Genomic DNA, 25,374 nt, shown 5'->3' with positions numbered 1-25,374 from the left:
TAAATTTGTGCTGTTTCCGCTGGAGTCGCCCATTTTCTTTTTTTATAGTATTAAATCTACTTCCTACACATATTGCATTAATTCAGATGAATTTATAAAATTAGCGTTAATAATTCGTCTAAAGATTTTATTTCATACGTAGGTTGAATATCCGTTTCATTGTTTTGATTAAATCGATTTAGCCATACAGAAGGAATTCCTTGATGATTCGCTCCAATAATGTCTGTATGCAAATTATCTCCAACCATCAACACATCTTGAGACCGTAACTCTAGTGTTGATAATGCTAGATTAAATATCACTGTATCAGGTTTACCTACACCCACATCACCTGAAATAATAATATGTTCAAAATAAGGTACTAATTCCGGCGATAAATCCAATTTTAGATTTTGTAAGCTAGGCGAACCATTTGTCAAAAGTAACAGTGGTAACTTCTTTTGTAACTTTTCCAGTACTTCTATTGCTTCAGAAAATACACAGGCTGTTTGTTTTCTATTTTCACGAAAAGCATTTGCAAGCTGATTTGCATAGTTCTCATCTTCAATTCCAAAATCTCGTAGGCCTTGATTCCAAGATTCTTTTTGATAATGCGGAGCAATTTCTTTTAAATTTTCAAAGCTGCTTCCTTTATCATCAAACGTAGCCCATAGACCTTCAAAAGGATTTATACCAATTTTTTTAGTGAATTCATAGGTTTCGTATGATGCATACAGGTTTCGAGCATGCTTTCTTACACTATCCTCTAGACTTTTAGCATCAACACCTTTAGCTTGATTTGCCTTTTGACATGTGAGATCAAATGCATCTTGTACACTTTTTTTATCCCACAGCAATGTATCATCTAAATCAAACATGATTGCTTTAACCAAAATATATCCTCCCTTATCCAATAATTCTCTTTAATAAACAATATATTACTAATTTAACATAATTAATTTAAAATTTAGGCTTGATAAAATCTTTTTTATGTCTTATGATAAATAGAAATTTACCAACAGCAAGGGAGACGTTTGATATGGAAGAACAAACAATTCGCGTACAACGAAGTGAAACAAAGAAAGAGAAACCTCAGTCCGATCAGTTGATTTTTGGAAGATCTTTTACGGATCATATGTTTGTCATGGATTACTCTGATCCTTTGGGATGGCATAATGCGAGTATTGTACCATATCAACCACTAACGATTGACCCTTCTTCAATGATTTTTCATTATGGTCAATCTGTTTTTGAAGGATTAAAGGCATTTCGTACCGATAGCGGAGATATTCAATTATTCCGTGCGGAGAAAAACCTAGAGCGTTTAAATCGGTCAAATGATCGTCTATGTATTCCGCAAATCGATGAAGAGTTCACACTAAAAGCAATAAAACAGTTAATCTCCATCGATAAGGATTGGGTTCCGAGCGCAGAAGGAACATCCCTATATATTCGTCCGTTTATTATTTCAACAGAGGCTTATATTGGGGTAGCACCATCGATGAGTTATAAGTTAATCGTCATTTTATCTCCAGTAGGTGCTTATTACAAAGAAGGAATAAACCCGGTCAAAATTGCTGTTGAAGATCACTATGTACGAACGGTGAAAGGTGGTACTGGTGAAGCAAAAACTGGTGGAAACTATGCATCAAGTCTAAAAGCACAAGAAATTGTAGCTAAACAAGGGTTTGCACAAGTTCTTTGGTTAGATGGTGTTGAGAAAAAGTATGTTGAAGAAGTTGGAAGTATGAATGTCTTCTTCAAAATTAATGGAGAAGTTTTCACTCCTCAATTGAACGGAAGCATTCTTTCAGGAGTGACTCGTAGTTCTGTTATTGAACTATTAAAACATTGGGGCGTTCCTGTATCTGAAAAACGAATTTCAATTCAGGATTTATATCAAGCTTATTTAGACGGCGAGCTAGAAGAAGCTTTTGGATCAGGTACAGCTGCTGTTATTTCACCAATCGGTCAACTTACTTGGGAAGGTAAAGATATGATTATCAATAATGGTGAAACCGGCGAACTTTCTAAACGCATTTACGATACAATTACTGGTATTCAATATGGCGATTTAGATGATCCATTCCAATGGGTTCAAGGCATTGAAGCAAAGAGTCCAGTGAAACATTGAAAAAACCGTAATAAATATTAATATGATAAATCCCCCTTATAATTGTATCAAAAGGGGGATTTTGTTCATTAATACTATATTGGTTACAATTATCATATAGACTTGTTCTACTTACCCCTAAAAGTTTCCATTTTGTATTGACTTTTCTGCATCCATTACTACTTCTTCAATCTTCCTTTCTTTCTTTCTCATCATTTTTCTCATCCTGGATTTTCTGTCTTTCTTCTAATTCTATATTACGAATATAGAGTGGTAATGATGTTATAAAATAGTATTATCTTTAAATAGACGTGATTTTATAAACAACATAATCATGTCCTCTACTCTTTTATAGTAATTTATTACCTGCAGCTTGCCATAATCCATACCATTCTTGCCTAGTTAAATCTACTTCCGATGCTTTTACAATATTTGTAAGTCGAATTGGTGTCATAGTACCAATAATTGTTAGTATATTTGCAGGATGGCGTAAAATCCATGCTACTGCAATTGCTGACTTACTTACATCATACTTATCCGCCAACTGTTGTAGTTCTGCATTTAACTCTGGATAGTCATCACTATCAACAAATAACCCATCAAAGAAACCATGACGGAAGGGTGACCACGCTTGTATGGTAATATCATTCAAACGACTATAGTCTAAAATACTACCATCACGATCTGATGCTTGCTCAAAGTTCGTATTTACGAAAAGTCCCTGATTCATCAATCCTGAATTAGTAAGACTTAATTGGAGTTGATTCGTTATAATAGGTTGTTTTAAGTACTTTTCCAATAATTTAATTTGCATCGAATTATGATTACTTACACCAAAGAAACGCACCTTGCCACTTTCATGAAGTGCTGAAAATGCTTCAGCTACTTCTTCTGGTTCCATTAGAGCATCTGGACGATGTAGTAAAAATACATCTAAATAATCCGTATTCAATCTTTGTAAACTTTCCTCTGCTGATTTAATGATATGTTGTTTTGAAAAATCATAATACCCATTTCTAATACCTGTTTTCGATTGAATGATGATATCTTCTCGTCGTACTTCACGAGGGAGACCTTTTGCAAAAATTTCCTCCGATTTACCTTTCCCATAAATATCTGCATGATCAAAGAAATTTACACCATGCTCTATTGAATTTGAAATAACTCTTTCAGCTTCGGCTTTTGTTAGTTTGTTCATACTCATACAACCTAAAGCAATAGCAGGTACTTCTAATCCACTTTTACCTAATTCCATTTTTTTCATCTGATCACCTCTAAAACTACTATATCATTTAATAGAGCATTTAAGGTGATGTTTAGTAATCGTGCAACTGTCTTTTGAAAGAGAATTATTAAAGAACTACAGTCCAAAAGCATTTATCCTATCTTTTGGATTGCTTTTATTTTGGGAACATATATGAAATTTACTTTACCTATTTGATTTGTTACCTTTACTTTTGGGAATATATCGCGATTTATTTTACTTTTTTGATTTATTTCTTTTACTTCTGGGAACATAAACAAATTTCTCTATGCACTCCATATAATTACTATTCGAATTTTCAACCTATGATAGAGAAGGACCGTGCTAAATAGCACAGCCCTCTTAGATCATCAATGTTCTGTTACTCAGATTGACGATCTAGTGCTGGTCATCATTTCGATAAGCCATGCTATCTTCAGCAATGCTTATCATTCTTTTGACCATCTCGCCACCCACCGATCCGTTTTCCCGTGCTGTGGTATCAGCACCTAATTGAACGTGCATCTCACTCGCGATTTCTTCTTTCATTTGGTTTAATGCACGATCTGCCTGCGGTACTAACAACTTATTTCTACGTCTGTCAGCCACATGATCACTCCTCGGTGTAATTGAACAGCAGTTATACACACTGTTCTTTCATCATTTTTTGTCAATTTATCTTTTTTATGCTCGGAAAACACTTCCAGCCTAACTGTTATCTTATTTTCACAGTAAAGGAAAAATTATCGTTCTAATCCTACATTTAATTTCATACATTACCCATGTGCGATTTTTTAGTACTGGGAGGAAATAGTAAATGGTAAAGTGTTATCATGAAGTTAAATTAAACAGTAATAGTATACAGGTTTGGGAATTTATTGAAGACTGGTCCAATTGGGTAGAAATTGTTCCCGGCTATCAAAGTCATCAAATCGTATCTAATGAAGAATCGATTTGGAAAATACATGGCGAATTTGGCTCTTTAAAAAAGGACACACACATCCATGTACGCATTTTAGAAATAAAAGCTCCTTCATCCATTCTTTTTAAGGTTGATGCTTTAAAAGAACAATGTATTGGTGAAGGTAGCTTCCATGTAAAATCATTTAATCAGAATGACACCATAGTTTCTGTAAATATGAAATTAACAATAAAAGGCTGGAAAGGTACGATGCTTTATCCCGTCGTAAAGCAATTACTCCCAAAAATATTGGAAGATTTCATGGAAAAAATTTCGACAAAAATAAAAACACCAAATAAACAACAACGTTCCATGAGAGTGAATATTCCAATATAAATAAAGATAGTATTTACTCCTCTCCCCTCCAGTGATACAGTATAAGAGGTATGTTTGAGGGAAAGGATACAGTTTACATGGATAAATTAAAACAAAACAAAGTTATAAGAGAATATTTGTATATTATTGTCGGAGCAACACTTGTAGGACTTTCTTATAATATCTTCTTTTTACCTGCAAGGCTTGCTGCAGGCGGTATTTCTGGCATTAGTACAATTTTATTTGAATTATATGAACTAAGTCCTGCATTAACACAATTAGTTATTAATATTCCAATTTTTATTATTGGTTGGATTGCATTAGGAAAAGACTTTAGTTTCAAAACATTGGTTGGAACATTCTGGGTTCCTTTTATTATATTTTTAAGTGCTGAAATACCTGTTACAGTGACGAATCCACTTTTGGGTGCGTTATATGGTGGTTTATTACTTGGTGTAGGGTTAGGTATTGTATATAAAGGAAATGGATCTACTGGTGGAACAGCAGCAATTGCCCAGATTGTTAAAAAGTTCACCGGTATATCTAGCGGATACTCCCAGTTTATTGTTGATGGACTTGTCGTAATAGGTTCCATTATTGTATTTAGTGTCGAGCTTACTTTATTTGCACTAATGGCTATTTATATTTCTGGAAAAGCAATTGATTTCGTACAATTGCGTACTTCGTCCACTAAATTAATTATGATCATTACCGAAGATGAAGAAGGCGTTCAAAAACTGATCCAAAATGGAATCGATCGTGGACTTACAAAAATCCGTTCCGTAGGTGGTTACTCCAAACTTGATAAAACCATGATACTTTGTGTTGCAGAACAAACTGAAGCAGTAAAATTAAAAAGACTCTTACAGACTGAATCTCCAGAGTCCTTTGTCATATTTATAAATGCATCTGAAATTCTTGGAAAAGGATTTTCACTCGATCGTTATTCTGGACAAAAATTATAAGGTTTTATTATACAGAACTACAATTCAAGAGATTGTAGTTCTGGTTTTGTCTTACTTGGTTTTTTAACGTTGAATAACTTAATTCTGGTAGCGATAATTGAATGTCCTCTCAGTGTATTCGTGCACTTCTTGTTAAAAGAATTCGTATTACCTGTTCTACGGATCGTGCCATCTCAAATTACCCCCTACTTTTTTGAAGAGCTTGATGAATATCGCTTTTTATATCCTCCACATCTTCTAATCCAACTGATATACGAATCTGATCTGGTGTCACACCCGTCCTTTTTTGTTGTTCTGGGGTTAATCTTGCGTGTGTCGTACTTGCAGGATGAATTACCAGCGTCTTCGAATCGCCAATATTTGCAACGTGTGATAATAAATTTAACGATTGAATAAACGTTTTCGCTGCTTCATGCCCTCCTTCTATTCCAAATGTAAAAATCGCTCCGGCCCCTTGAGGTAAATAGGTTTTTGCAAGTTCATATTGATGATTTCCTGATAATCCAGGGTAATTTACCCAGGTTACTCTTTCGTGTTCACTTAAATACGTAGCAATTTGTCTCGTATTTATTACGTGTTGCTTCATTCGTAATGGTAGTGATTCTAATCCTTGAATAAATAACCACCCATTAAACGGAGATAATGCTGTCCCAATGTCATGTCCTAATTCAAATCGCGCTTTTGAAATAAATGCATTGGCATTTTTTAGTTCGATATAAGATTGATTGTTTAAAGAACTTTTAGGTGTTGTAAATTCAGGGAAATTTCCGTTTGCCCAGTTAAATTCCCCTGAATCAACGATAATCCCACCGATAGATGTTCCATGTCCTCCTATAAACTTTGTAGTTGAATGGACTACAATATCTGCACCAAATGTAAATGGCCGTTGTAAATATGGAGTAGTAAATGTAGAATCAACGACTAAAGGTATTCCATGATTATGCGCTATAGTGCTTAACGCTTTGATATCAGCTATTTGCAATCCAGGATTACCAATTGTTTCCGTAAAGATTGCCTTCGTATTCTCATTAATGGATGAGGATATTTCCGAGAAGTTTGTGCCATCGACAAAACGGACCGTTACACCAAAGCGTTTAAACGTCTCAGAAAATAGATTATAAGTACCACCATACAACTCATTTGTTGCCACAATTTCATCGCCTACTTTCGCAAGTGTTAATAAAGCAATGGTAATAGCGGACTGTCCAGAAGAAACTGCAAATGCATCAATTCCTCCCTCTAATTCTGCTATGCGCTTTTCCAGAACTCGGTTTGTTGGATTTGCATTACGAGAATAAATGTAGCCAGCTTCTTGCATTTGAAAAAGAGACGCAGCTTGTTCCGGACTTTCGAACCCATAGGATGTAGTTTGATAAATAGGTACCGCCCTAGCATTCGTTTCCTTATCAAACTCCTGTCCTCCATGTTGAGCAATCGTATTAAAATTTAATGTTCCATCAGATTTATTAGTCAATATTATTCCTCCCTCTTCATTCAAAAAACCTCTATTCTGCAATAAGAATAGAGGTTAGCAACTAAAAAGTCATTCTATTCTTATCTTCCAAGCGACTCGCTTGATGGAATTGGCACAGTATCCTATGAAGAACCTGTTGCCGAGGTTTCTTAGGGCCATATCCCTCCACCTCTCATGATAAGAAAAAACATATATAAAGTTATTGGTAGAATAATAATGCAAAATGTACGAAATGTCAATAAATTTTTTCGTATTAATCTTAGTGTGATATGAAAGTAGTATGTCAACCAACGCATCACTTTTATCATTTATTATGAATGATCTTCACTATGTTCAATCTTTTCTAAAACCGTTTCTACTTTTGTATGTCCATGTATCTCACAATAGTAAACAATAGTACGTATATGATGATAAATTTTACAAGGTCTTGTTTCTTTAATAAAATTTCGACGATATTCAATATAATGAGTATCTACATGTATTTTTTCTACATGATTTTCGATTTCTTTCCATTCATGTATCGTATTCTTTGGAGTATCCAATTCCAAAGGCTCAGCAGAAGTCTCTATATGATTAATACTAAATAATAATACCAGTGTTAAAACGAGGAATCGTAACATGGAAAGCACCTGCCATTCTTTTCATTTCTAATGGCTAGTATTAGAAAAATCAAGGCTTCTTATACATGAGGTAAATGATTAATAAAGTTTTGATATATAAATCCTCTTACTAAATGCTCAGAATAATGCTTTTGTAACTCATCTCGCAATAACTCATACTTAGAAGCATCCTCGAGTCCTTCAATAAAATATGAAATACCATCAAAATCTGATCCAAATCCAATGTGTTTCTCACCACCTAACGCACATATATGATCTATATGATGAAAAAGATCCGTTAGTTTAGCAGACTCTGCATTTTTTACAAGAAATGGTGGATACAACGCAAGCTGTATTTGTCCGTTGCAATCAATCAACGCCTTAATTTGATCATCATATAAATTTCTTGGATGATCGCAAATTGCGCGAACATTAGAATGTGAAGCAAAAGGATATTTTGCACTTTTCATTACATCCCAAAAGCCTTCTACGGTTAAATGAGAAACATCCGTAAAGACCATGTGGTTATTGTTCATTTCAACAACCGACTTACCTAATCTTGTTAATCCACCACCTCGTGGTTCCTCCGCACCGTCTGCACATAAATTAGCATGATTCCATGTTAACCCAATCGAAAGAACTCCTAAACGATATAGATATCTCAATTTCACCAAGTCATTACCTATTGCTTCTGCTCCTTCTAACGTTAGGACTGCACCAATTTGATGTTCTTTAAGATTGTTAATTTCATCCCATTGTTTAATATGTTTTATTTGCGGATGTTTCTCAATAATCTCCGAATAAAACAAATCTATTTGTTCTAAAGCATGTTGCCATTGCTCATTTGTCGGTACATCTGGATGTATGAAAACAGCAAAGAACTGTACTTGTACCCCACCTTGCTGCAATCTTTCTAAATTTGTATTTAGTTCATGATCATTTTCAAAATTCAATACCCTTTTTGGTTGTTGAAAGCCCCTTTTTGCCATCTGCAATTTAAGAAGTGCATCACAATGTGTGTCGATAAATCTCATTACTTTCACCCTCCTTTACATATACAATACATTAAAAACCACCTATATTATTGACTTTGTAAGATGAATCAATTTCATAATTACCAAGTTATATAAATAATTACTGAGAGTAGATATTAATTTTCGGATTCTAGCAAAAACCTGGCTTTGATTGGAATGAAAGATGGTGACTCCTGCAGGAATTGCACGAGCTGAAGATCCACTTAAAAAGTGTTCTTCTTTTCAAGTTAGCTGAGGCCGTGCCTGTTAAAAAGCGTTCGTCTGCAATGAAATCAAACAGAGCATTATTCGAGTTTCACACACAATATCTTGATTATGAAATTGATTCAAGTAAAAAACCCGAATTCATTTTCATAAATTCAGGCAACTCTAATCTATTCTAACGCTTAATATCATCCATCACGTTTTGTTTTTCTTTCTGTCTTAGTTCCACTCTCCGTATTTTACCTGAGGTAGTTTTCGGTAATTCAGATACAAATTCTATTTTCCTAGGATATTTGTATGGAGCAACACTATTTTTCACATGATCTTGTAATTCTTTTACTACTGCATCATTTCCAATTATATCTTCTTGTAAAATAATAAATGCTTTAACAACATTTCCTCTTTCCACATCCGGACTTGCTACAACAGCACACTCTTTAACCAAGGAGTGCTTAACTAATGCATCTTCTACCTCAAAGGGTCCGATCGTATATCCCGAAGTAATGATAATATCATCACTTCTTCCTTCAAACCAGAAATATCCATCTTCATCAATTCGCGCTTGATCACCAGTTACATAATAATCCCCGCGTCGTGATTTCATTGTGCGTTCTTCATCCTTATAATATCCGATAAATAGAGCAGGCGTATCTAGCGGTATAGCAATATCTCCTACTATTCCATTTTTAACCGGATTTCCGTCTTCATCAATTACCAGTACGTTATTGCCCGGTGTTGGTTTCCCCATTGATCCTGGCCTTACTTCCATTCCTTTTAAAAATCCAAGTAATAATGTATTCTCTGTTTGTCCATATCCATCACGTACGGTAACATTAAAATGGTTGCGAAAACGCTCAATCACTTCTCGATTCAATGGTTCCCCCGCAGATACTGCACTGTGTAAAGCATCTAACTGGTATTCAGATAAATTTTCCAGTTTTGCCATTAAACGATATTCAGTTGGTGTACAACAAAATACATTTACTTGATGTCTTTCAAGGATTTCAAGATACTTGTTTGGCTCGAATTTCCCCTGATAAACGAGAGCAGTACCACCCTTATATAACACGGATAAGAATGGACTCCACACCCATTTTTGCCATCCTGGAGCAGCTGTTGCCCATACTGTATCTCCCTCTTCTATACTAAGCCAATGTTCTGGCGCCGTTTGCATATGAGCATAGCCCCAGCCATGTGTATGCATAACTGCTTTTGGATTACCCGTTGTTCCTGATGTATAAGGTAAGAAAGCAATATCATCTTTTTTAGTAATCGTAGTCTCTAATTTGGAAGAAGCTGTTTGTTTCAAATAATCTAAAGACAACCATTCAGATTTCTCCTCCCCAACAGAAAACTTTATTAAATCATGAAATTCCCCTACATTTTGGAATTCGCTAGTGTACGCTGAATAACTTACAACACCCTTCACTTCACCATGAGTTATACGATATTGTAAATCCTTTGATCGAAACATTTCAGAACTGGGAATAATAATAATTCCTGTCTTTAGTGCTGCAAGATAAATTTCATAGGTTTCCATCAATCTCGGAAGCATGACAAGAATCTTATCACCTTTTGATAATCCATTTTCTAGAAATAAGTTCCCTATTTTGTTGGCATTATCAAATAATTGTTTGTACGTTATCTGTTTAGATTCACCTTTTTCGTCTTCCCATTTCACTGCAATTCTCGTTTGATCTTCTGCATATTTCTCAAAATCATTTATAATATTGTACTGCTCTGGTGCAATTAAATCAGATTGCTTCATCAATTATTTCCCCCTCCTCAATTTAGTACCTACTACTATGTTCTGATTATTATAGCAGAAACTAACATTAATTCAAAACGATATTAATATTCAGATCATATATCGTACTTACTAGCTAGAATCGAATAACTGGTGTATGATTCGATATATTAGGGAATAGTACAGTTAAGGAGTGTGAGAACGTGCAAGAATTTAATGAAAAAGATTTTGAACAGGCTTATAATCAAGAAACTTCTAAAATAAATAATCAGTTAGATAAAGAGATATTATTTGCAATGATAGGTGATGTAAACACTGGGAAATCTTCTACCATAAACCAATTAATTGGTGATGAAGTAGCAAAGGTTGGAGCAAAACCAGGAGAAACGACTGGAATTGATAAGTATATTTATCGAGATAAAATTATTTTTGCAGATACTCCAGGTCTAGATGATATTAATCATAAAAATTCGGAGGAAACTATTTCTTTCTACCAACAAGCAGATGTTGTTTTATTTTTCTTAAACGCTGCAGGTACTGTATTTTCTGATGGGGAACGAAAATCCTTCGAACTAATTGAAAAACACAACAAAAATATTGTATTTGTATTAAATAAAATTGATGCTGCAGATGATATTCCGACTCTTGTTCAATATATAAAGAAGCATACGAAAAATCGTTACACTGTCGTACCGATATCATCACGTACCGGTGAAAATATTCATCAATTGCGCGATGAAATTTTAAGTATTCTTAAAAAAAAACATAAAGAAATTCAGTTCGCACGACTAATCAAAGAAAAGTCTGCTACTGCAAACAAATGGATTTTAGCAGCTTCCGGATCTGCAACAGCTGTAGGCGCTGTTCCATTACCAGGTTCTGATTTCGTTCCGCTTACTGGAATACAAGTTGGTCTAATTGTTCGTTTAGCTGCCCTTTACGAAAAACCTCTCTCCAAAAAGAAAGCAAGAGAACTTACCATTGCTACCATTACAGGTAATATTGGTAGAACTATCTTTCGACAGGTGACAAAATTTGTTCCAGGTGCAGGCTCTGTTATAGGTGGAAGTGTTGCTGGTGGAATGACTTTAGCCTTAGGTTATGCAGTGAAATATGCATTTGAAAATAATATTGAATTAAATGCTGATACATTAAAATCGTTATATACGTACTTTCAGGAAAAAGATAAGAAAGCTTCTCGTCAATAGCAGCGAGAAGCTTTTTTGCACGAATCAGTTTCATAATAACTGAACTAACCACGTCAGGCTTTGCTTGCGCCTATGTTAATTACACATATTCATTTCGCAATATAGAGTACATCTTTATATCTTCTTGTTTTCCTTTACGAAACATTGATTTTCGCAGCGTACCCTCATATGTCATCCCTACTGTTTCCATTAGACGATAAGAAGCAATATTATCCGGTACACACCTTGCTTGAATCCGTTCTAACTCCATTTCTTTAAAGCCAAAGTTAATTATTTTCTTTACTGCTTCAGTACCTAGACCTTGCCTCCAAAATTCTCGAGATATTGCATAAGCTAATTCTGCACTGTAATGATTTTTATTCCAAACTAAATCAATTGTTCCAATTACCTGATTTTTTTCTTTCCATACAATTGCCCAAGGACCAACACCATTTTCCTCGTATTGCTTAAATGCGAACTGAATAAAAGCATGAGTATCTTGTAACGTTCGATGGGCGTCCCAAGTTAAATGTGTTGTTAACATTGGATCCGATGCATAAGCATGGATATCATCTATATCACTTTCCTCCACTTGCCTTAAGATTAATCGATTTGTGTCTAATCTCGGATATGGTGTAAACAAATCCTGTATCGGCAATTTCATCTCTCCTCCCATTTAAGTGAAAATTATAATTATTATAAAGGATTAGAACTACGATGTCACCAAGAGGAGGGATAAAAGATATTTTTATTTTTCCCCGTTTGTTATATTTTTCGTTTTAGCATTTCTTTTCCATCATACGTGTATAACATTTCTTTTTCTTCCAAAACGGTCTCTAAATGAATGGTTCTTCCCCATAACTGATAAATATATGGCATTACGTGTTCCAAGTATTTTATATCTAACTCAATTCCCTCGTACCCGTGTACAAGATACAGTTCACCATTGCGAAGATAATCTCCATTCTCTACCGTAATATACGGAAAACCACCATTAACCCGCATGGAGATAAGTTGATCGCGAATTTGCTGATGATCTTTTTCCGTAATGCGATAATCTCTTCCTTTTTTCTCAAAAAGATACATATCTTCTTGCGCAACAAGATCTTTTGTTAAGTAATTACGAATAAACGAAATATCCGATTCAATTTCTCTGACTTCAAAGATTTTTTCTCTTCCACCATTCGGTTTGTAACCATTTTCTATCATTTCTTTTGTAGGATGGTTATATCGATCCTCGATGTCTTCAAATATTTTTATGCCTAAATAATATGGATTTATGGAAGTTCGAGATGGCTGTACTACGCCTGCATTTAATTTAGAGTATTCAATAGTTTCATTCGTTGTTAAATCAAGTTCTCGCATAATACGTTGGTGCCAATAAGATGCCCAACCTTCATTCATAATTTTTGTTTCCAGTTGTGGCCAAAAGTAAAGCATTTCTTCACGCATCATCGTTAAAATATCCCGTTGCCAACCTTCAAGTTCACGACTGTATTTTTCAATAAATAGAAGAATATCTTTCTCTGGTTGTGCTGGTATTTTCTTCGTTTTTTTTCTTTTCTTTGGTTCTTGTTTTAATTGATCTTCATCTAATTTCCATAAATCATCATACTCAGATACTCTCGATTTTGTAGTATCCTCTATTTCTTCCTCCTCGTTTTGTGGTAATTTAGAACGAACGATAGATGGATCAATATGCTCTTGAATCGATAATACTGCATCGAGAAAACTTTCCACTTCGTCTTTACCATAAACCATTTCATAATGAGCAATTCTCTCTGCAGTAGCAGTCATACTCTCCACCATATCACGACGTGTATTAGAAAAACGAATATTATTTTTAAAGAAATCACAATGAGCAAGAACATGTGCAATAATCAATTTGTTTTGCACCAAGCTATTTGTATCTAATAAAAAAGCGTAGCATGGATCTGAATTAATGACTAATTCATAAATTTGGCTTAATCCTAAATCATATTGAAGTTTCATTTTATGAAATTGTTTTCCAAAACTCCAATGGGTAAACCTGGTAGGCATACCATATGCACCGAATGTATAAATAATATCCGCTGGGCAAATCTCGTACCTCATCGGATAAAAATCAAGCCCAAATCCCTTTGCCACTTCCGTAATTTCTTCAATTGCATATGATAATTCTTTTGTCTGATCCAACAAATATCCCTCCTCAATCACTTATTAATAGTCTATGATACAGAGCTAAAAAATTTACGTAGAATTGCCAGAGTTTTAAATATCTAGATTTTAAACAAGTAAAAAATGCTTGTGAACAATAAAGTGAAACATACAGTCGGTTTTTTACTACTCTCAGTATAAAGGGATTTAATAATCATTAGAGAATAAAAATTAACAATGCTTCGCTTATAATCCCTTTCAAAGAAAATATTAAAAGGCTCAAAAGCATGTGTTACCTTACTTTTGAGCCTTTACCACTATACTTTTTCGGACTGCTTATGAAAGAAACTTTTCATCGCATGATAGACATCTGCTTTTTCTTTTAATATATAATGCTTAAATTTCGGATCTTCAATATTCTTATAGGCATTCATTAACGTAGAATAGCGATTATAGCCATTAACCTCGCCATATCCAAACATATTCGATTTTTCCATAATTTCATGGACTAGATCTATACAAGTAGCATTATCTGAGCTAATATTCTCACCATCAGAAAAATGGAATGGATAAATATTATAGCTTCTTGGATTAAACTTCTCTTCAATAACTTCTAATGCTTTATAATAAGCAGAAGAACAAATCGTTCCACCACTCTCTCCTTTAGAAAAGAAATCTTTCTCAGAAACAACTTTTGCTTCGGTATGATGCGCTATAAATTCAAATTCTACAGTATCATACTTCGTACGCAAAAAACGATTCATCCAAAAGAAAAAGCTTCGTGCCATATACTTCTCAAAAGTCCCCATAGAAGCACTTGTATCCATCATTGCTATAACAACTGCTTTAGAGTCTCGCCTAATTACTTCATTCCATGTTTTAAAACGGAGATCATCATTATAAATAGGAGTAATTTGCGCCTTCCCTTCACGTGCATTTCGTTTTAATGCAGTTAAAATAGTACGCTTCTTATCAACATTTCCCATTAGACCTTTTTTACGAACATCATTAAATTCAATTTTTTCTGTGGTAATTTCCGCTTCATCTTTCTGTTCAAGATTTGGTAGCTCTAACTCTTGAAACAATGCTTCTTCAATTTCCGCAATAGATACCTCAGATTCATAAAAATCGGTTCCTGGCTGATCTCCTGCTTTCTTTCCATTACCCTGCCCTTGTTGTCCTTGTTGGGAAGCATTCGGATCACGAGCTACGACATCTCCAACTTCTGATTCTCCATCCCCTTGCCCGACATGTTTTGATTTCTCATAATTATATCGAATTTTATATTCATCTAGTGAACGTATCGGTATCTTCACGACATCGCGACCATTGGACATAATAATATTCTCTTCACTAACCAGATCAGGTAAATTGTTTTTAATCGCATCTTTAACTTTATCATTATGTCGTTGCTGATCTTGATATCCTTTACGATGGAGAGACCAGTTTTCCTGGGAAACTACAAAATTATGCTCATGTTCTTCCGGCATGTTAACCCTCTCCTATTATTATAATTTTCAGTATTTTCAAGCTATAAAATACTTTCTTTATCCTATGCAATAGAATACAAGTTATTTCCTAATAATTGAAAATAGGGCTAACAAGTCTAGCCCTATAAATTAAAAATAATATCTGTCCATATTTTGATTGCAGTTCCAGTAATTAATATCGCTAGAATCCACTGAAGTAACGATGTATTAACTTTTTGTCCTATCTTCGCTCCAAGTGGTGCTGCAATTAAACTTGAAATAATCATAATAACAGCTGGAAGCAGCGGGACCTGACCTGTCGAAATCTTACCGATTGTTGAACCAATAGAGGAGATAAAAGTAATTGCTAAGGATGATGCAATTGTAACTCTCATTGGAATTTTTAAAAGGGTAAGCATAATCGGTACTAATAAAAATGCTCCAGCTGCCCCCACAATCCCTGCTCCAATTCCAACAATTAATGCCAACACACTCGCTACTACTCTATTAAACTGGATCTGATCAGATTTAGCATTAACCGTTTTTCTTGGAATAAACATCATGATTGCTGCTATTATTGCTAATAAACCATAAACAATATTGATGATTCCTTCAGAAAAAGAACTAGACCCGAAACTTCCAATAATACTACCAATTAATACACTCACACCCATATATCCAATTAACGAACCGTGTAAATAACCAGTGTTACGATAAGCCCAAACACCACCAATAGTTGCAAAAAATACCTGTACGGCACTAATTCCTGATACTTCATGCGCAGTGAAAGCAGTTAAACCTAGCATAGACGGGATGTATAACAACAGTGGATATTTTATGATCGATCCACCGATCCCAATCATTCCGGAAATTAATGATCCAATAAATCCAATCATAAAAACCGTAATCATTAATAAAATATCAAATTCCACAATTTTCCCTCCTCACAAAAGAAAGGGGTTGAGACAAAAATATTTACACAAAAGTTAAATCCGAATGAATAGGTTTTGAAAACCCGCTTCAGAAATATACTTCGCTTTCCGTGGGTGACTTATGAGCCTCCGGTTGCTTCGCAATCCGGGGTCTCACCTAGGCCTTACTCCCACAGGACAAGGAAGACCTCGACAGCATTGCATCGCACGCAGAAAATCGATTTTTGATTTTCAAGGAGATTCCGTATATTTCTTACGCTTATTCTAGCTATCATTCATTTGACTTTTGAAAAAAACTTTTTGTTATGTCCAATCTCTATTGTTTGTCACGAGCTTTTTTAATCCAAAATTTGAATACACCGTCTTCTTCCCTAGACTCTAGTAGTTCATGACCACCTGATTTAGCCCAAGCAGTCAAATCATTTTTTGCACCTGGGTCGGTTGCGTGGATTTCGATAATCTCACCTGAATTAATTTTTCCTATTGCTTTCTTTGTTCTTACGATTGGCATTGGGCATGCCAATCCTTTTGCGTCTAACACTTTTTTTACATTCATTTTTTATCCTCCTAATCAGTTAAAGTTTAAGTTAGCGAATAGCACATCGGTTTGGACCAATCTCCATTTCACGCTGTTTTTCTATATCTGGGTTAATTTTACCTATATTGGTTTCACGAATTTGTTGATAAGCATTTGGTTGTGGCGGTAAATTTTTTGTAACAGATCTTGTAAACGCTTCTTCGTCCATATTCAATCCGTGGTTTTCTGCATATAGCTTGGCTAATTTTTTCGCTACAGTACCATCCTCATTCAACTCTTCCATAATCATAAAATGTGCTGGCAATACAATTAATTCACCAGACAGTTCTTTATACTTGTTATACAGGCTATCTCTTAAATTATCACTCCATGATTCAGCTTTTCCGGCTAAGTCTGGTCTTCCGATGGAATCAATAAATAAAATATCGCCTGTCAATAGATACATATCATCAATAATCAACGATGTTGAACCAATCGTGTGCCCTGGTGTATAAATTGCTTTTATATCAATCGTTGAAGAACCAACTGTCAGTTGACTGCCGTCTTCTAGTCTTTCATATTGAAAGGTAACCTCTTCTGCATCCCGTGGTGGTAGCCAATAAGACCCACTTGTTTGTTCTGCAAGTTTGCGTCCTCCGGAAATATGATCTGCATGTAAGTGCGTATCAATCGCGTGTATAATTTTGACTTCTTTTTCTTCCGTAAATTTCATATATTTATCTATCATTCTTGTCGAATCGATAATTGCCGCTTCTCCATCTGAGATAATCATATAAGATAAACATCCTTTTCCGATTCGTACAAATTGATACAATTCACCTTTACCACTTAAATCACCTAATTTTATTGGCTCTAAATGCTCACTCCATGCTTTCATTCCACCTTCAAGATAGAAAACATCAACATCTTTCTCAACAAGCATTTCCGCTACCATCACCGAAGAGCCTTCTTTTGCACAAACCACCAGAATATCTTTATCAGATGGCAGTTCCGTTACTAAACCATCGACACCTTCTAATAATTCAAAATAAGGAATGTTCTTGTACGTAAGTTTTTCACCTTCTATTTTCCAATCTTCAAAATCTGATTGATTACGAACATCCAAAATAAACAATTCTTCTTTTTGCAAAATGCGCTGTGTTAATTCATCTGTGCTCATCTTTGTTATCATTTTTATACCCCCATCTGTATCTGAAATATTAAAAATAAAATGCCTTCTCGGCTTAAATATCGCTTTGCATATACCCTGACCATTCACTCATCCCTGGTTTGACATTAACTACATTTCCAAAACCGCTATCAGTGAGCTTTTGAGCTGCCATCCCGCTACGTGTACCAGTTCGGCAAATAATATAGATTGTCTTGTCTTTATCTAGTTCGTCCTTGCGATTATCTATTTCTCCTAAAGGAATGGAAATCGCCTGTGGAATATGGCCAAATGCATATTCTGCTTGCTCACGCACGTCTACCAATATTGCTTGATCGGTATGATAGTCCAATAACTTTTTCATTAATTCTTCGTTATCTATAGTTTTTGAGAATATCATTTCTTCTTTTTCCACCTCTGTAGTCTTTCGTAAATAATGCTTGAGTACATTACCTTCTTCGATTGTTCCCAAATATTGGTGTCCAGCACTGTTTGTCCAAGCCTGTATATCCGCTTTTGAACCTTGATCAGTTGCAAGAATTTCAACTATTTCCCCTGCATTCACATTATTCATCGCTTTTTTCGTTTTTACAATTGGCATTGGACATGCAAATCCCTTAGCATCAACTTGATGATCTGTTTTCAAGTATTCCATCATAGTTTCCTCCCTTAGATTATATGAATAGGTTAATTTGTCCCTCCTCAGCATCACCAATATATGCAGCCACTCCTGCGTACTCGATGTAATCTATCAATTCTTCTTTTTGAAGTCCTAGCAAATCCATTGTCATCGTACATGCAATTAACTTCACATCTTGTTCTTGAGCAAGATTAATCAAATCTGGTAATGGCATCGCATTATGCTTTTTCATTATTTGCTTTATCATTTTGGGTCCCAATCCACCATAATTCATCTGGGATAATCCCATTTTATTTGCACCACGTGGCATCATTTTCGCAAACATTTTTTCCATGAAACCTTTTTTGAGAGGCATTTGTTCTTCTTTTCTTAGCGCATTTAGTCCCCAAAATGTATGAAAGATGGTTACCTCATGGTCATATGCTGCTGCACCATTTGCAATAATGTATGCTGCCATTACTTTATCGTAATCCCCACTAAACAGGACAATGGTTGTCTTCCTCTTTTCCAATTCTTTTCTCCTCCTTCTACATACCTATACACGCATAGGTATTTTACTATCGCAATAAAAAACGAGTGAACAGATAACATCTAACATCAATTACCAATACCCGTATACGTATATATTATTGGTAAAAAAAGGGCTGCCAACCTTTTTACTATCTACTCTTTACAAGCATGTTGACAGCTTCTTTTACTAATTCATCACTATCTTCACCACGTTCTTCTGCGTTTCGGACACACTCAATTAAGTTAGTACTAACTAAAACACCAATCGTACGATCAATGGCAGTACGACTTGCAGACAACTGTGTAATAATATCCTTACACTCTTTTTCTTCTTCCATCATCTTTAAGACTCCCCGAAGTTGCCCTTCAATTCGTTTTAATCTATTTTTAGTTTGAACATCATATTCCATTATTTTCCCTCCTTTTCTTCTACATTATTATAACATTGCCCTTATTTTATACCCCTATAGGTATAATGTCAATGTATAAACTTTTAATTTTGGAATCAGATCAAGTTATAAAATGAAAAACCCAAAAAGTTAGTGTATCGAATCTAACTTTTTGGGTTTTTCATTTCTATTTTTATCTATTCAATAAACTTCCAACATACCGAAGTAATTCATTAGCAGAAACTGAATTATAACCATGTTCATCAATAAGACGAGCAATTACTTCATTTATTTTCTTAAGTTGGGATTCATCCGGTGTTTTTGACGAGGTAGTGATTTTAACAACATCTTTTAAATCTGCAAATAGCTTTTTTTGAATTGCTTCTTTTAAGCGTTCATGCGAATTATAATCAAAGCGTTTTCCTTTTCTTGCATAAGCTGATAATCGTATTAAAATTTCTTCTCGGAATGCTTTTTTCGCATTTTCTGAAATTCCTATTTGTTCTTCAATCGAACGCATTAATTTTTCATCTGGATTCATTTCTTCTCCAGTCAATGGATCACGAAGCTTATTCTTATTGCAGTATGCTTCCACGTTATCGAGATAATTGTCCATTAATGTCTTTGCAGATTCTTCGTATGAATAAACAAATGCTTTTTGTACCTCTTTCTTTGCAATTTCATCATATTCTTTTCGTGCAATCGAGATATAATTTAAATATGTTTCCAAATCATCTTTTGAAATGGATGGATGTTGATCCAAACCTTCTTTCAATGAACGAAGAACATCTAATGCATTAATGGAAGGGATTTCTTTACGAATAATAGTAGAAGATATACGATTAATGACATATCTCGGATCTATTCCATTCATACCTTCATCTTGATATTCTTTCCGTAGTTCTTCAACATCTACTTGATTAAACCCTTCTACATTCTCTCCATCATATAGACGCATTTTCTTAACAACATCCACGCCTTGCTTTTTCGATTCTTTTAATCTACTTAAAATAGAAAAGATTGCTGCTGCTCGTAAAGCATGTGGTGCTACATGTACATGTGATATATCACTTTCCTTAATCATTTTTTGATATATGCGTTCTTCTTCACTTACTTTCAAATTATAAGGTATTGGCATAACAATCATTCGTGAATGTAATGCTTCGTTTTTCTTATTCGATATAAAAGATTTATACTCTGATTCATTCGTATGCGCGATTATCAGTTCATCTGCCGATATCAGAGCGAACCTTCCAGCTTTAAAATTCCCTTCTTGTGTTAAGGAAAGCAGATGCCATAAAAACTTCTCATCACTCTTTAAAATTTCTTGAAATTCCATCATACCACGATTCGCTTTATTCAGCTCTCCGTCAAAACGATAAGCGCGCGGATCCGATTCAGAACCAAACTCTGCTATTGTAGAAAAATCAATACTTCCTGTTAAATCAGCGATATCTTGTGATTTTGGATCGGATGGACTAAACGTCCCAATCCCGATTCTTTTATCTTCAGAGAAAAATATCCGCTCTACTTTTACATTTTCAATTTTCCCACCATATTCTTTATCTAATCTCATCGTATTTAATGGTGATAAACTACCTTCAATACGAATACCATATTCTTGGAAAAAATCTTCTCTTAAGTGTTGTGGGATTAAATGTAGAGGATCTTCATGCATCGGACAACCTTTAATCGCATACACTGCACCTTCATCTGTTCGAGAGTAATGTTCTAACCCTCGCTTCAACATGCTAACAATAGTTGATTTCCCACCGCTTACTGGACCCATTAATAATAAAATACGTTTTCTAACATCGAGACGTTTGGCGGCTGGATGAAAATATTCTTCTACTAATCGTTCGATTGCGGACTCTAAGCCAAAAATGGATGACCCAAAAAACTCATACATTCTACGACCATCGCGCTCCTCTACTCCTGCACTTTTAACCATATTATACACACGTGAATGTGCGGTTTGAGCAACTTCTGGACGGTTCTTTACAATTTCTAAATAATCTGCGAATGTACCTTCCCATTCTAATCGTTTTTCTTCATCTCTCAAGTTTTTCACTTTGTTTATTATATCCATCGATGACTCCCTCCATCTTGCAACGATTTCTATATCCTATGCATAGGCAGTTTAAATCATGCTTGTACGAATTATTTTGACGAATAGTCCTTATGAGATAACTCCAAAATCGACAAATATAAAAACAAAAGCGAAAGCGCCCGTGTAAAGCGTAGCGAGTTCGCCACCGTTTTTAAGGAGTGGTTTGACAATGGTCGAAACTCCTTTGAGATAAAGGAATCACGGTCAGGTAACGAAACGATGATTAGTTTCACCAAAGTATAAGTGCGACTAAGCCTTATAAGTAACATTCGGTAATTCTTCTTTTTACAAGAGTATAATCTTTATACTTTCTTATATAATTAAAAAAGTCTGTAGATAGCAAAATTGCTCTACAGACTTGAATTACGATTAATGATGATGGTGGTGTCCTTTCGTTGGATTTGTTATTACAAATCCCTCATCTTCTACAAAAAAGTATTGAATCCAAATTCCATCTAAAAATTCTTCTCTAGAATCTAATATAACATCAACATCTTTATCGGTTTGTACAACTACATCATGTTCACCGGGAGTATCTAAAGACATCCCATAATGAGCGTGATCACCATGCATATGAGAGATATATATACGAACTTTTTTATCAGAACCGTCCTCTAACAACATACGTTTTAACACCTTTGCTGCATTACGATTAATTTTTACTTTCATCTTGTCATCTCCATTCCTTTAGTTTAGCTAATAACTTCTTCATTATATCTATCAAAACTCATTCGATCACTATTGACAAGAATATAGCTTGCTTCACCGCGAATTATCGTCCAAACAACCACTTCTTGATCATTCGTTTGAGCCACTACAATATGCCAATCATCATTACCATACTGCTTTTCTACTTCCTTTAAATAAGAATCTTGCATTTCTTTATTACGTAATTCTTTTAGATTCATCATGTTTACACCATAGCGGTTTCTTACATCTTCCGCCATTTCTTGTGTTAGTTCTTCAGCGGAATGTTGTGCCAAATACTCCTCAGAAAAATATCTAGCAACTAATTCATCGTCTTCCACAATTGCAGCTTCATATGCATCCGCTACTACCTTTACGGAAGTTGGACTAAGGCAGCCTACTAATAATAGCGGGATACATAGGATAATTGGCAATATTTTTTTCATTTTTTAACTCCTAACTGACAACATTCTAGTATGATTGTAAGCGATTTGTTGAATTTTGTGAAACTAAAAGTCGAAAAATAATAGAAAATAAGAACTAAATTTATGATACTGCTACTCCTATCTTTAACAGATTGTGTTATAATAAAATGTTATTTTCTGAAAATACATACATAGTAGGAAGGTGCTAACTTCATGAATTTTTCTTCTCGTAGTAAGGTTGCATGGATTGCCATTATTACGGGGGTTGCGGTTATGGGTGATGCCATGTTATTTATCGTGCTCCCGTTATTTTGGCAAGATTTTGGACTTACGGAAATATGGCAAATTGGAGTATTGTTATCGATTAATCGTTTTATTCGATTGCCATTAAATCCATTAGTGGGCTTTTTTTATAAACATTTCCAACTGAGGACAGGCGTTTTTATTGCACTCATTCTTGCCGTAATTACCACATTATCTTATGGTATCTTTGAAGGATTTTGGATGCTTGTTATTATGCGGGCTTTATGGGGAGTAGCCTGGTCGTTTATAAGATTAGGAGGATTTTTAACAGTCATAGATGTAACAACTGATAATAATCGTGGATGGCATATGGGGTTGTATAATGGATTATGGGGATTAGGTGGTCTTACCGGTATGTTAGCAGGAGGATTCTTAGTCGATCAAACTTCTATTCTATTTGTAACTATGTTATTTTCCATTATTAGTTTACTAGCAATACCAGTGGCTTGGTTTGCGGTCCCTCCTAATAGAGGTGAGAAACAAGATTCTCCCGCTCCTATTTCAGTCCAAAAAACAAAATGGCTGACTCCTTTCACTGTACTCGTTCTAGCTACAGGGATTACCCAAGGCTTTATTATTATGGGATTATTTAATTCAACTATCAGTCCTTTACTAGAAAATGTATATCAACGTCCAATACAAATAGGAACTATTATTCTAGGAGTAGCTACGTTAGCTGGTACTATGCAAGCTATCAGATGGGCATGGGACCCATTTATTGCTCCAGCCATCGGTAAAATGATCGATCAGCGTACTCTCATTTATCCAATTATTCTTGTCCCGCTAATTGGTGGATCTATTCTATTATCAGCAATGGCATATACTTCTTCCATTGCAATGTTAATTTTATTTATATTCTTATTCCAATTATTATCAACAATATTTACCACTACCACAGACACACTCGCGGCTCGTGCTGCCGTTCGTACGGATCGTGTTAAAATGATGACCGCTCATACGGTAGTTGTAGATGTTGGTTCAGCATTAGGTCCGATGGTTTCATTCATAATTTTAATGTATTTGCCACTTTCTGCAGTGTACATTTTTGCTAGTTTTTTAATGATAACTTTAGCCATTTTTTGGATTGTATTTCGCAGGCTTGAATTAGAAATAGAAAACGTACAAAGTAATATAAGTTGAATACTATTATTACTTTCTCCATAATAGAGTCGTATGACATCGTTAAGAATAGAGGGATATAATGGTTAAAGAATCAGGTATTATATTTTTTGATATTGATGGAACACTTCTAACTGAAGGAGATAAAATATTACCGCCATCAACAAAGGACGCAATATTTCAATTAAAAAATCTTGGACATGAGGTTGCGATTGCTACTGGTCGAGCACCATTTATGTTTGAAGATATACGAAAAGAACTGGAGATTGAAACGTACGTCTGTTATAACGGTCAATATGTTGTATATGAAGGTAATGTTATTTATGCAAATCCACTAAAAGCAAGTTCCTTAGAAAATCTTACTCAGTTCGCACTTGATCGTGATCATCCAATTGTGTTTATGAATCATGAATCCATGAAAGCGAATGTACCAGAAGACCATGATTATATTCAAGAAAGTATTAAAAGCTTAAAATCAGCACATTATCCTACTCATGATCCAGCTTTTTATAAAGGCAGGGAAATATATCAAGCACTTTTATTTAATACAGCTGGAGAAGAAAAACAATATGAAAAATCGTTTAATGATTTTCAATTTGTTCGTTGGCATGATAAATCCGTAGATATATTGCCAGCAAACGGGTCTAAAGCAAATGGGATCAAACAATTATTAGCTTACTCGGACTATCCTGTTGAAAGACAATATGCATTTGGTGATGGTCTTAATGATATCGAAATGCTTACAGAAATCCAAAACAGTGTAGCTATGGGGAATGGGCAACCAGAAGCAAAGGCGGCAGCAAGTTATATTACTAAAGACGTAGACAAAGATGGAATATTACATGGATTAAAAATGGTTGGATTAATATAATTAAAAATTAGACCCTTGCAATTAGAATTTAAACTAATAGCAAGGGGATTTTCTCCTGCGATAAAAAATTATACGTACTTACCAGTCATCTCTAACTCTGACATGGATACACTCTTAAAAGAAATTCTCTCCTGATAGTACTGATAAAATAAAAGACTACAATTGATGCCTAGGTAGCTATGTATTATGAAGAAGCTTTATGGGCTTTTATTTCTGTTTTGCGTTTTTAGAGCTGCTTAATAATTGTTTCGGTAATACATAGGACAATTCCTTGCTA

General features: G+C 34.8%; 25 protein-coding genes and 1 riboswitch. Of the genes, 6 read left to right on the top strand and 19 right to left on the bottom strand.

Annotated elements, in window-relative coordinates:
• Nucleotides 1–92 precede the first annotated feature (92 nt).
• Nucleotides 93–872: an HAD family hydrolase gene (locus AQ616_RS08495; protein WP_069685547.1), complete on the bottom strand. Its 780-nt coding sequence runs from the start codon at nucleotides 870–872 to the stop codon at nucleotides 93–95.
• A 146-nt stretch (nucleotides 873–1,018) separates the two neighbouring features.
• Between AQ616_RS08495 and AQ616_RS08490 the strand changes: the two genes are divergently transcribed.
• Nucleotides 1,019–2,113 carry a branched-chain amino acid aminotransferase gene (locus AQ616_RS08490; RefSeq protein ID WP_017797814.1) on the top strand — a complete coding sequence of 365 codons (1,095 nt, stop codon included), beginning with the start codon at nucleotides 1,019–1,021 and terminating at the stop codon, nucleotides 2,111–2,113.
• A gap of 328 nt (nucleotides 2,114–2,441) precedes the next feature.
• On the opposite strand, the gene AQ616_RS08485 is transcribed toward AQ616_RS08490, so the two are convergent.
• A complete protein-coding gene (locus AQ616_RS08485; RefSeq protein WP_069685546.1) occupies nucleotides 2,442–3,356 on the bottom strand; it encodes an aldo/keto reductase in 915 nt (304 codons plus the stop codon).
• 378 nt (nucleotides 3,357–3,734) lie between these two features.
• Nucleotides 3,735–3,944, bottom strand: coding sequence for an alpha/beta-type small acid-soluble spore protein (locus AQ616_RS08480; RefSeq protein WP_017797817.1), 210 nt, complete (start codon nucleotides 3,942–3,944; stop codon nucleotides 3,735–3,737).
• A gap of 208 nt (nucleotides 3,945–4,152) precedes the next feature.
• Between AQ616_RS08480 and AQ616_RS08475 the strand changes: the two genes are divergently transcribed.
• Together AQ616_RS08475 and AQ616_RS08470 are read left to right on the top strand one after the other, a co-directional pair.
• A complete protein-coding gene (locus AQ616_RS08475; protein ID WP_017797818.1) occupies nucleotides 4,153–4,632 on the top strand; it encodes an SRPBCC family protein in 480 nt (159 codons plus the stop codon).
• A gap of 77 nt (nucleotides 4,633–4,709) precedes the next feature.
• Complete coding sequence (locus AQ616_RS08470) at nucleotides 4,710–5,576, top strand: YitT family protein (RefSeq protein WP_017797819.1); 867 nt, start codon at nucleotides 4,710–4,712, stop codon at nucleotides 5,574–5,576.
• 178 nt (nucleotides 5,577–5,754) lie between these two features.
• On the opposite strand, the gene AQ616_RS08465 is transcribed toward AQ616_RS08470, so the two are convergent.
• The 4 genes from AQ616_RS08465 to mbcS form a co-directional block, all read right to left on the bottom strand.
• The gene (locus tag AQ616_RS08465; RefSeq protein ID WP_017797821.1) at nucleotides 5,755–7,050 is read right to left on the bottom strand and encodes an O-acetylhomoserine aminocarboxypropyltransferase/cysteine synthase family protein; all 1,296 of its coding nucleotides are present in this window, start codon (nucleotides 7,048–7,050) and stop codon (nucleotides 5,755–5,757) included.
• Nucleotides 7,051–7,127: 77 nt separating this feature from the next.
• Nucleotides 7,128–7,234: riboswitch (SAM riboswitch) on the bottom strand.
• Nucleotides 7,235–7,361: 127 nt separating this feature from the next.
• Nucleotides 7,362–7,670, bottom strand: a complete 309-nt coding sequence (locus tag AQ616_RS08460) for a hypothetical protein (RefSeq protein WP_017797822.1) — start codon at nucleotides 7,668–7,670, stop codon at nucleotides 7,362–7,364.
• 59 nt (nucleotides 7,671–7,729) lie between these two features.
• The gene (locus AQ616_RS08455) at nucleotides 7,730–8,683 is read right to left on the bottom strand and encodes a dipeptidase (RefSeq protein ID WP_017797823.1); all 954 of its coding nucleotides are present in this window, start codon (nucleotides 8,681–8,683) and stop codon (nucleotides 7,730–7,732) included.
• Between the two features lie 379 nt (nucleotides 8,684–9,062).
• Complete coding sequence (gene mbcS, locus AQ616_RS08450; RefSeq protein ID WP_069685545.1) at nucleotides 9,063–10,655, bottom strand: acyl-CoA synthetase MbcS; 1,593 nt, start codon at nucleotides 10,653–10,655, stop codon at nucleotides 9,063–9,065.
• A gap of 182 nt (nucleotides 10,656–10,837) precedes the next feature.
• On the opposite strand from mbcS, the gene AQ616_RS08445 reads away from it, so the two are divergent.
• A complete protein-coding gene (locus tag AQ616_RS08445) occupies nucleotides 10,838–11,842 on the top strand; it encodes a YcjF family protein (RefSeq protein ID WP_017797825.1) in 1,005 nt (334 codons plus the stop codon).
• 79 nt (nucleotides 11,843–11,921) lie between these two features.
• Here AQ616_RS08445 and AQ616_RS08440 read toward each other — a convergent pair whose 3' ends face one another.
• From AQ616_RS08440 to AQ616_RS08385, 12 genes are all read right to left on the bottom strand, one after another.
• Nucleotides 11,922–12,485: a GNAT family N-acetyltransferase gene (locus tag AQ616_RS08440; RefSeq protein ID WP_069685544.1), complete on the bottom strand. Its 564-nt coding sequence runs from the start codon at nucleotides 12,483–12,485 to the stop codon at nucleotides 11,922–11,924.
• A 101-nt stretch (nucleotides 12,486–12,586) separates the two neighbouring features.
• Nucleotides 12,587–13,996: a SpoVR family protein gene (locus AQ616_RS08435; RefSeq protein ID WP_017797827.1), complete on the bottom strand. Its 1,410-nt coding sequence runs from the start codon at nucleotides 13,994–13,996 to the stop codon at nucleotides 12,587–12,589.
• A gap of 278 nt (nucleotides 13,997–14,274) precedes the next feature.
• A complete protein-coding gene (gene yhbH, locus AQ616_RS08430) occupies nucleotides 14,275–15,447 on the bottom strand; it encodes a sporulation protein YhbH (protein WP_017797828.1) in 1,173 nt (390 codons plus the stop codon).
• Between the two features lie 122 nt (nucleotides 15,448–15,569).
• Complete coding sequence (locus tag AQ616_RS08425; RefSeq protein WP_069685543.1) at nucleotides 15,570–16,358, bottom strand: sulfite exporter TauE/SafE family protein; 789 nt, start codon at nucleotides 16,356–16,358, stop codon at nucleotides 15,570–15,572.
• Between the two features lie 316 nt (nucleotides 16,359–16,674).
• Nucleotides 16,675–16,914 carry a sulfurtransferase TusA family protein gene (locus AQ616_RS08420; protein ID WP_017797830.1) on the bottom strand — a complete coding sequence of 80 codons (240 nt, stop codon included), beginning with the start codon at nucleotides 16,912–16,914 and terminating at the stop codon, nucleotides 16,675–16,677.
• 31 nt (nucleotides 16,915–16,945) lie between these two features.
• Nucleotides 16,946–18,067, bottom strand: coding sequence for an MBL fold metallo-hydrolase (locus AQ616_RS08415; protein ID WP_069685542.1), 1,122 nt, complete (start codon nucleotides 18,065–18,067; stop codon nucleotides 16,946–16,948).
• Nucleotides 18,068–18,119: 52 nt separating this feature from the next.
• The gene (locus tag AQ616_RS08410) at nucleotides 18,120–18,698 is read right to left on the bottom strand and encodes a sulfurtransferase TusA family protein (protein WP_069685541.1); all 579 of its coding nucleotides are present in this window, start codon (nucleotides 18,696–18,698) and stop codon (nucleotides 18,120–18,122) included.
• 19 nt (nucleotides 18,699–18,717) lie between these two features.
• On the bottom strand, nucleotides 18,718–19,194 hold the full coding sequence (locus AQ616_RS08405; protein ID WP_084822452.1) for a DsrE/DsrF/DrsH-like family protein: 477 nt from the start codon (nucleotides 19,192–19,194) through the stop codon (nucleotides 18,718–18,720).
• 148 nt (nucleotides 19,195–19,342) lie between these two features.
• Nucleotides 19,343–19,603 carry a metal-sensitive transcriptional regulator gene (locus tag AQ616_RS08400; protein WP_017797834.1) on the bottom strand — a complete coding sequence of 87 codons (261 nt, stop codon included), beginning with the start codon at nucleotides 19,601–19,603 and terminating at the stop codon, nucleotides 19,343–19,345.
• A 172-nt stretch (nucleotides 19,604–19,775) separates the two neighbouring features.
• A complete protein-coding gene (locus AQ616_RS08395; RefSeq protein ID WP_069685540.1) occupies nucleotides 19,776–21,671 on the bottom strand; it encodes a PrkA family serine protein kinase in 1,896 nt (631 codons plus the stop codon).
• A 390-nt stretch (nucleotides 21,672–22,061) separates the two neighbouring features.
• Nucleotides 22,062–22,361, bottom strand: a complete 300-nt coding sequence (locus AQ616_RS08390) for an iron-sulfur cluster assembly accessory protein (protein WP_069685539.1) — start codon at nucleotides 22,359–22,361, stop codon at nucleotides 22,062–22,064.
• Nucleotides 22,362–22,384: 23 nt separating this feature from the next.
• Complete coding sequence (locus AQ616_RS08385; RefSeq protein ID WP_069685538.1) at nucleotides 22,385–22,825, bottom strand: putative periplasmic lipoprotein; 441 nt, start codon at nucleotides 22,823–22,825, stop codon at nucleotides 22,385–22,387.
• Nucleotides 22,826–23,017: 192 nt separating this feature from the next.
• Here AQ616_RS08385 and AQ616_RS08380 point away from each other — a divergent pair, with 192 nt between their 5' ends.
• A complete protein-coding gene (locus AQ616_RS08380) occupies nucleotides 23,018–24,247 on the top strand; it encodes an MFS transporter (RefSeq protein WP_069685537.1) in 1,230 nt (409 codons plus the stop codon).
• 61 nt (nucleotides 24,248–24,308) lie between these two features.
• Nucleotides 24,309–25,097 carry a Cof-type HAD-IIB family hydrolase gene (locus AQ616_RS08375; protein WP_069685536.1) on the top strand — a complete coding sequence of 263 codons (789 nt, stop codon included), beginning with the start codon at nucleotides 24,309–24,311 and terminating at the stop codon, nucleotides 25,095–25,097.
• Nucleotides 25,098–25,374 lie beyond the last annotated feature (277 nt).

The sequence above is a fragment of the Oceanobacillus sp. E9 genome (genome assembly GCF_001741975.1).
Taxonomy (GTDB): Bacteria; Bacillota; Bacilli; order Bacillales; family Amphibacillaceae; genus Oceanobacillus; species Oceanobacillus kimchii.
The sequence above is the reverse complement of the archived record's forward strand: the minus strand, read 5'-3'. Positions and strand labels throughout refer to the sequence as shown.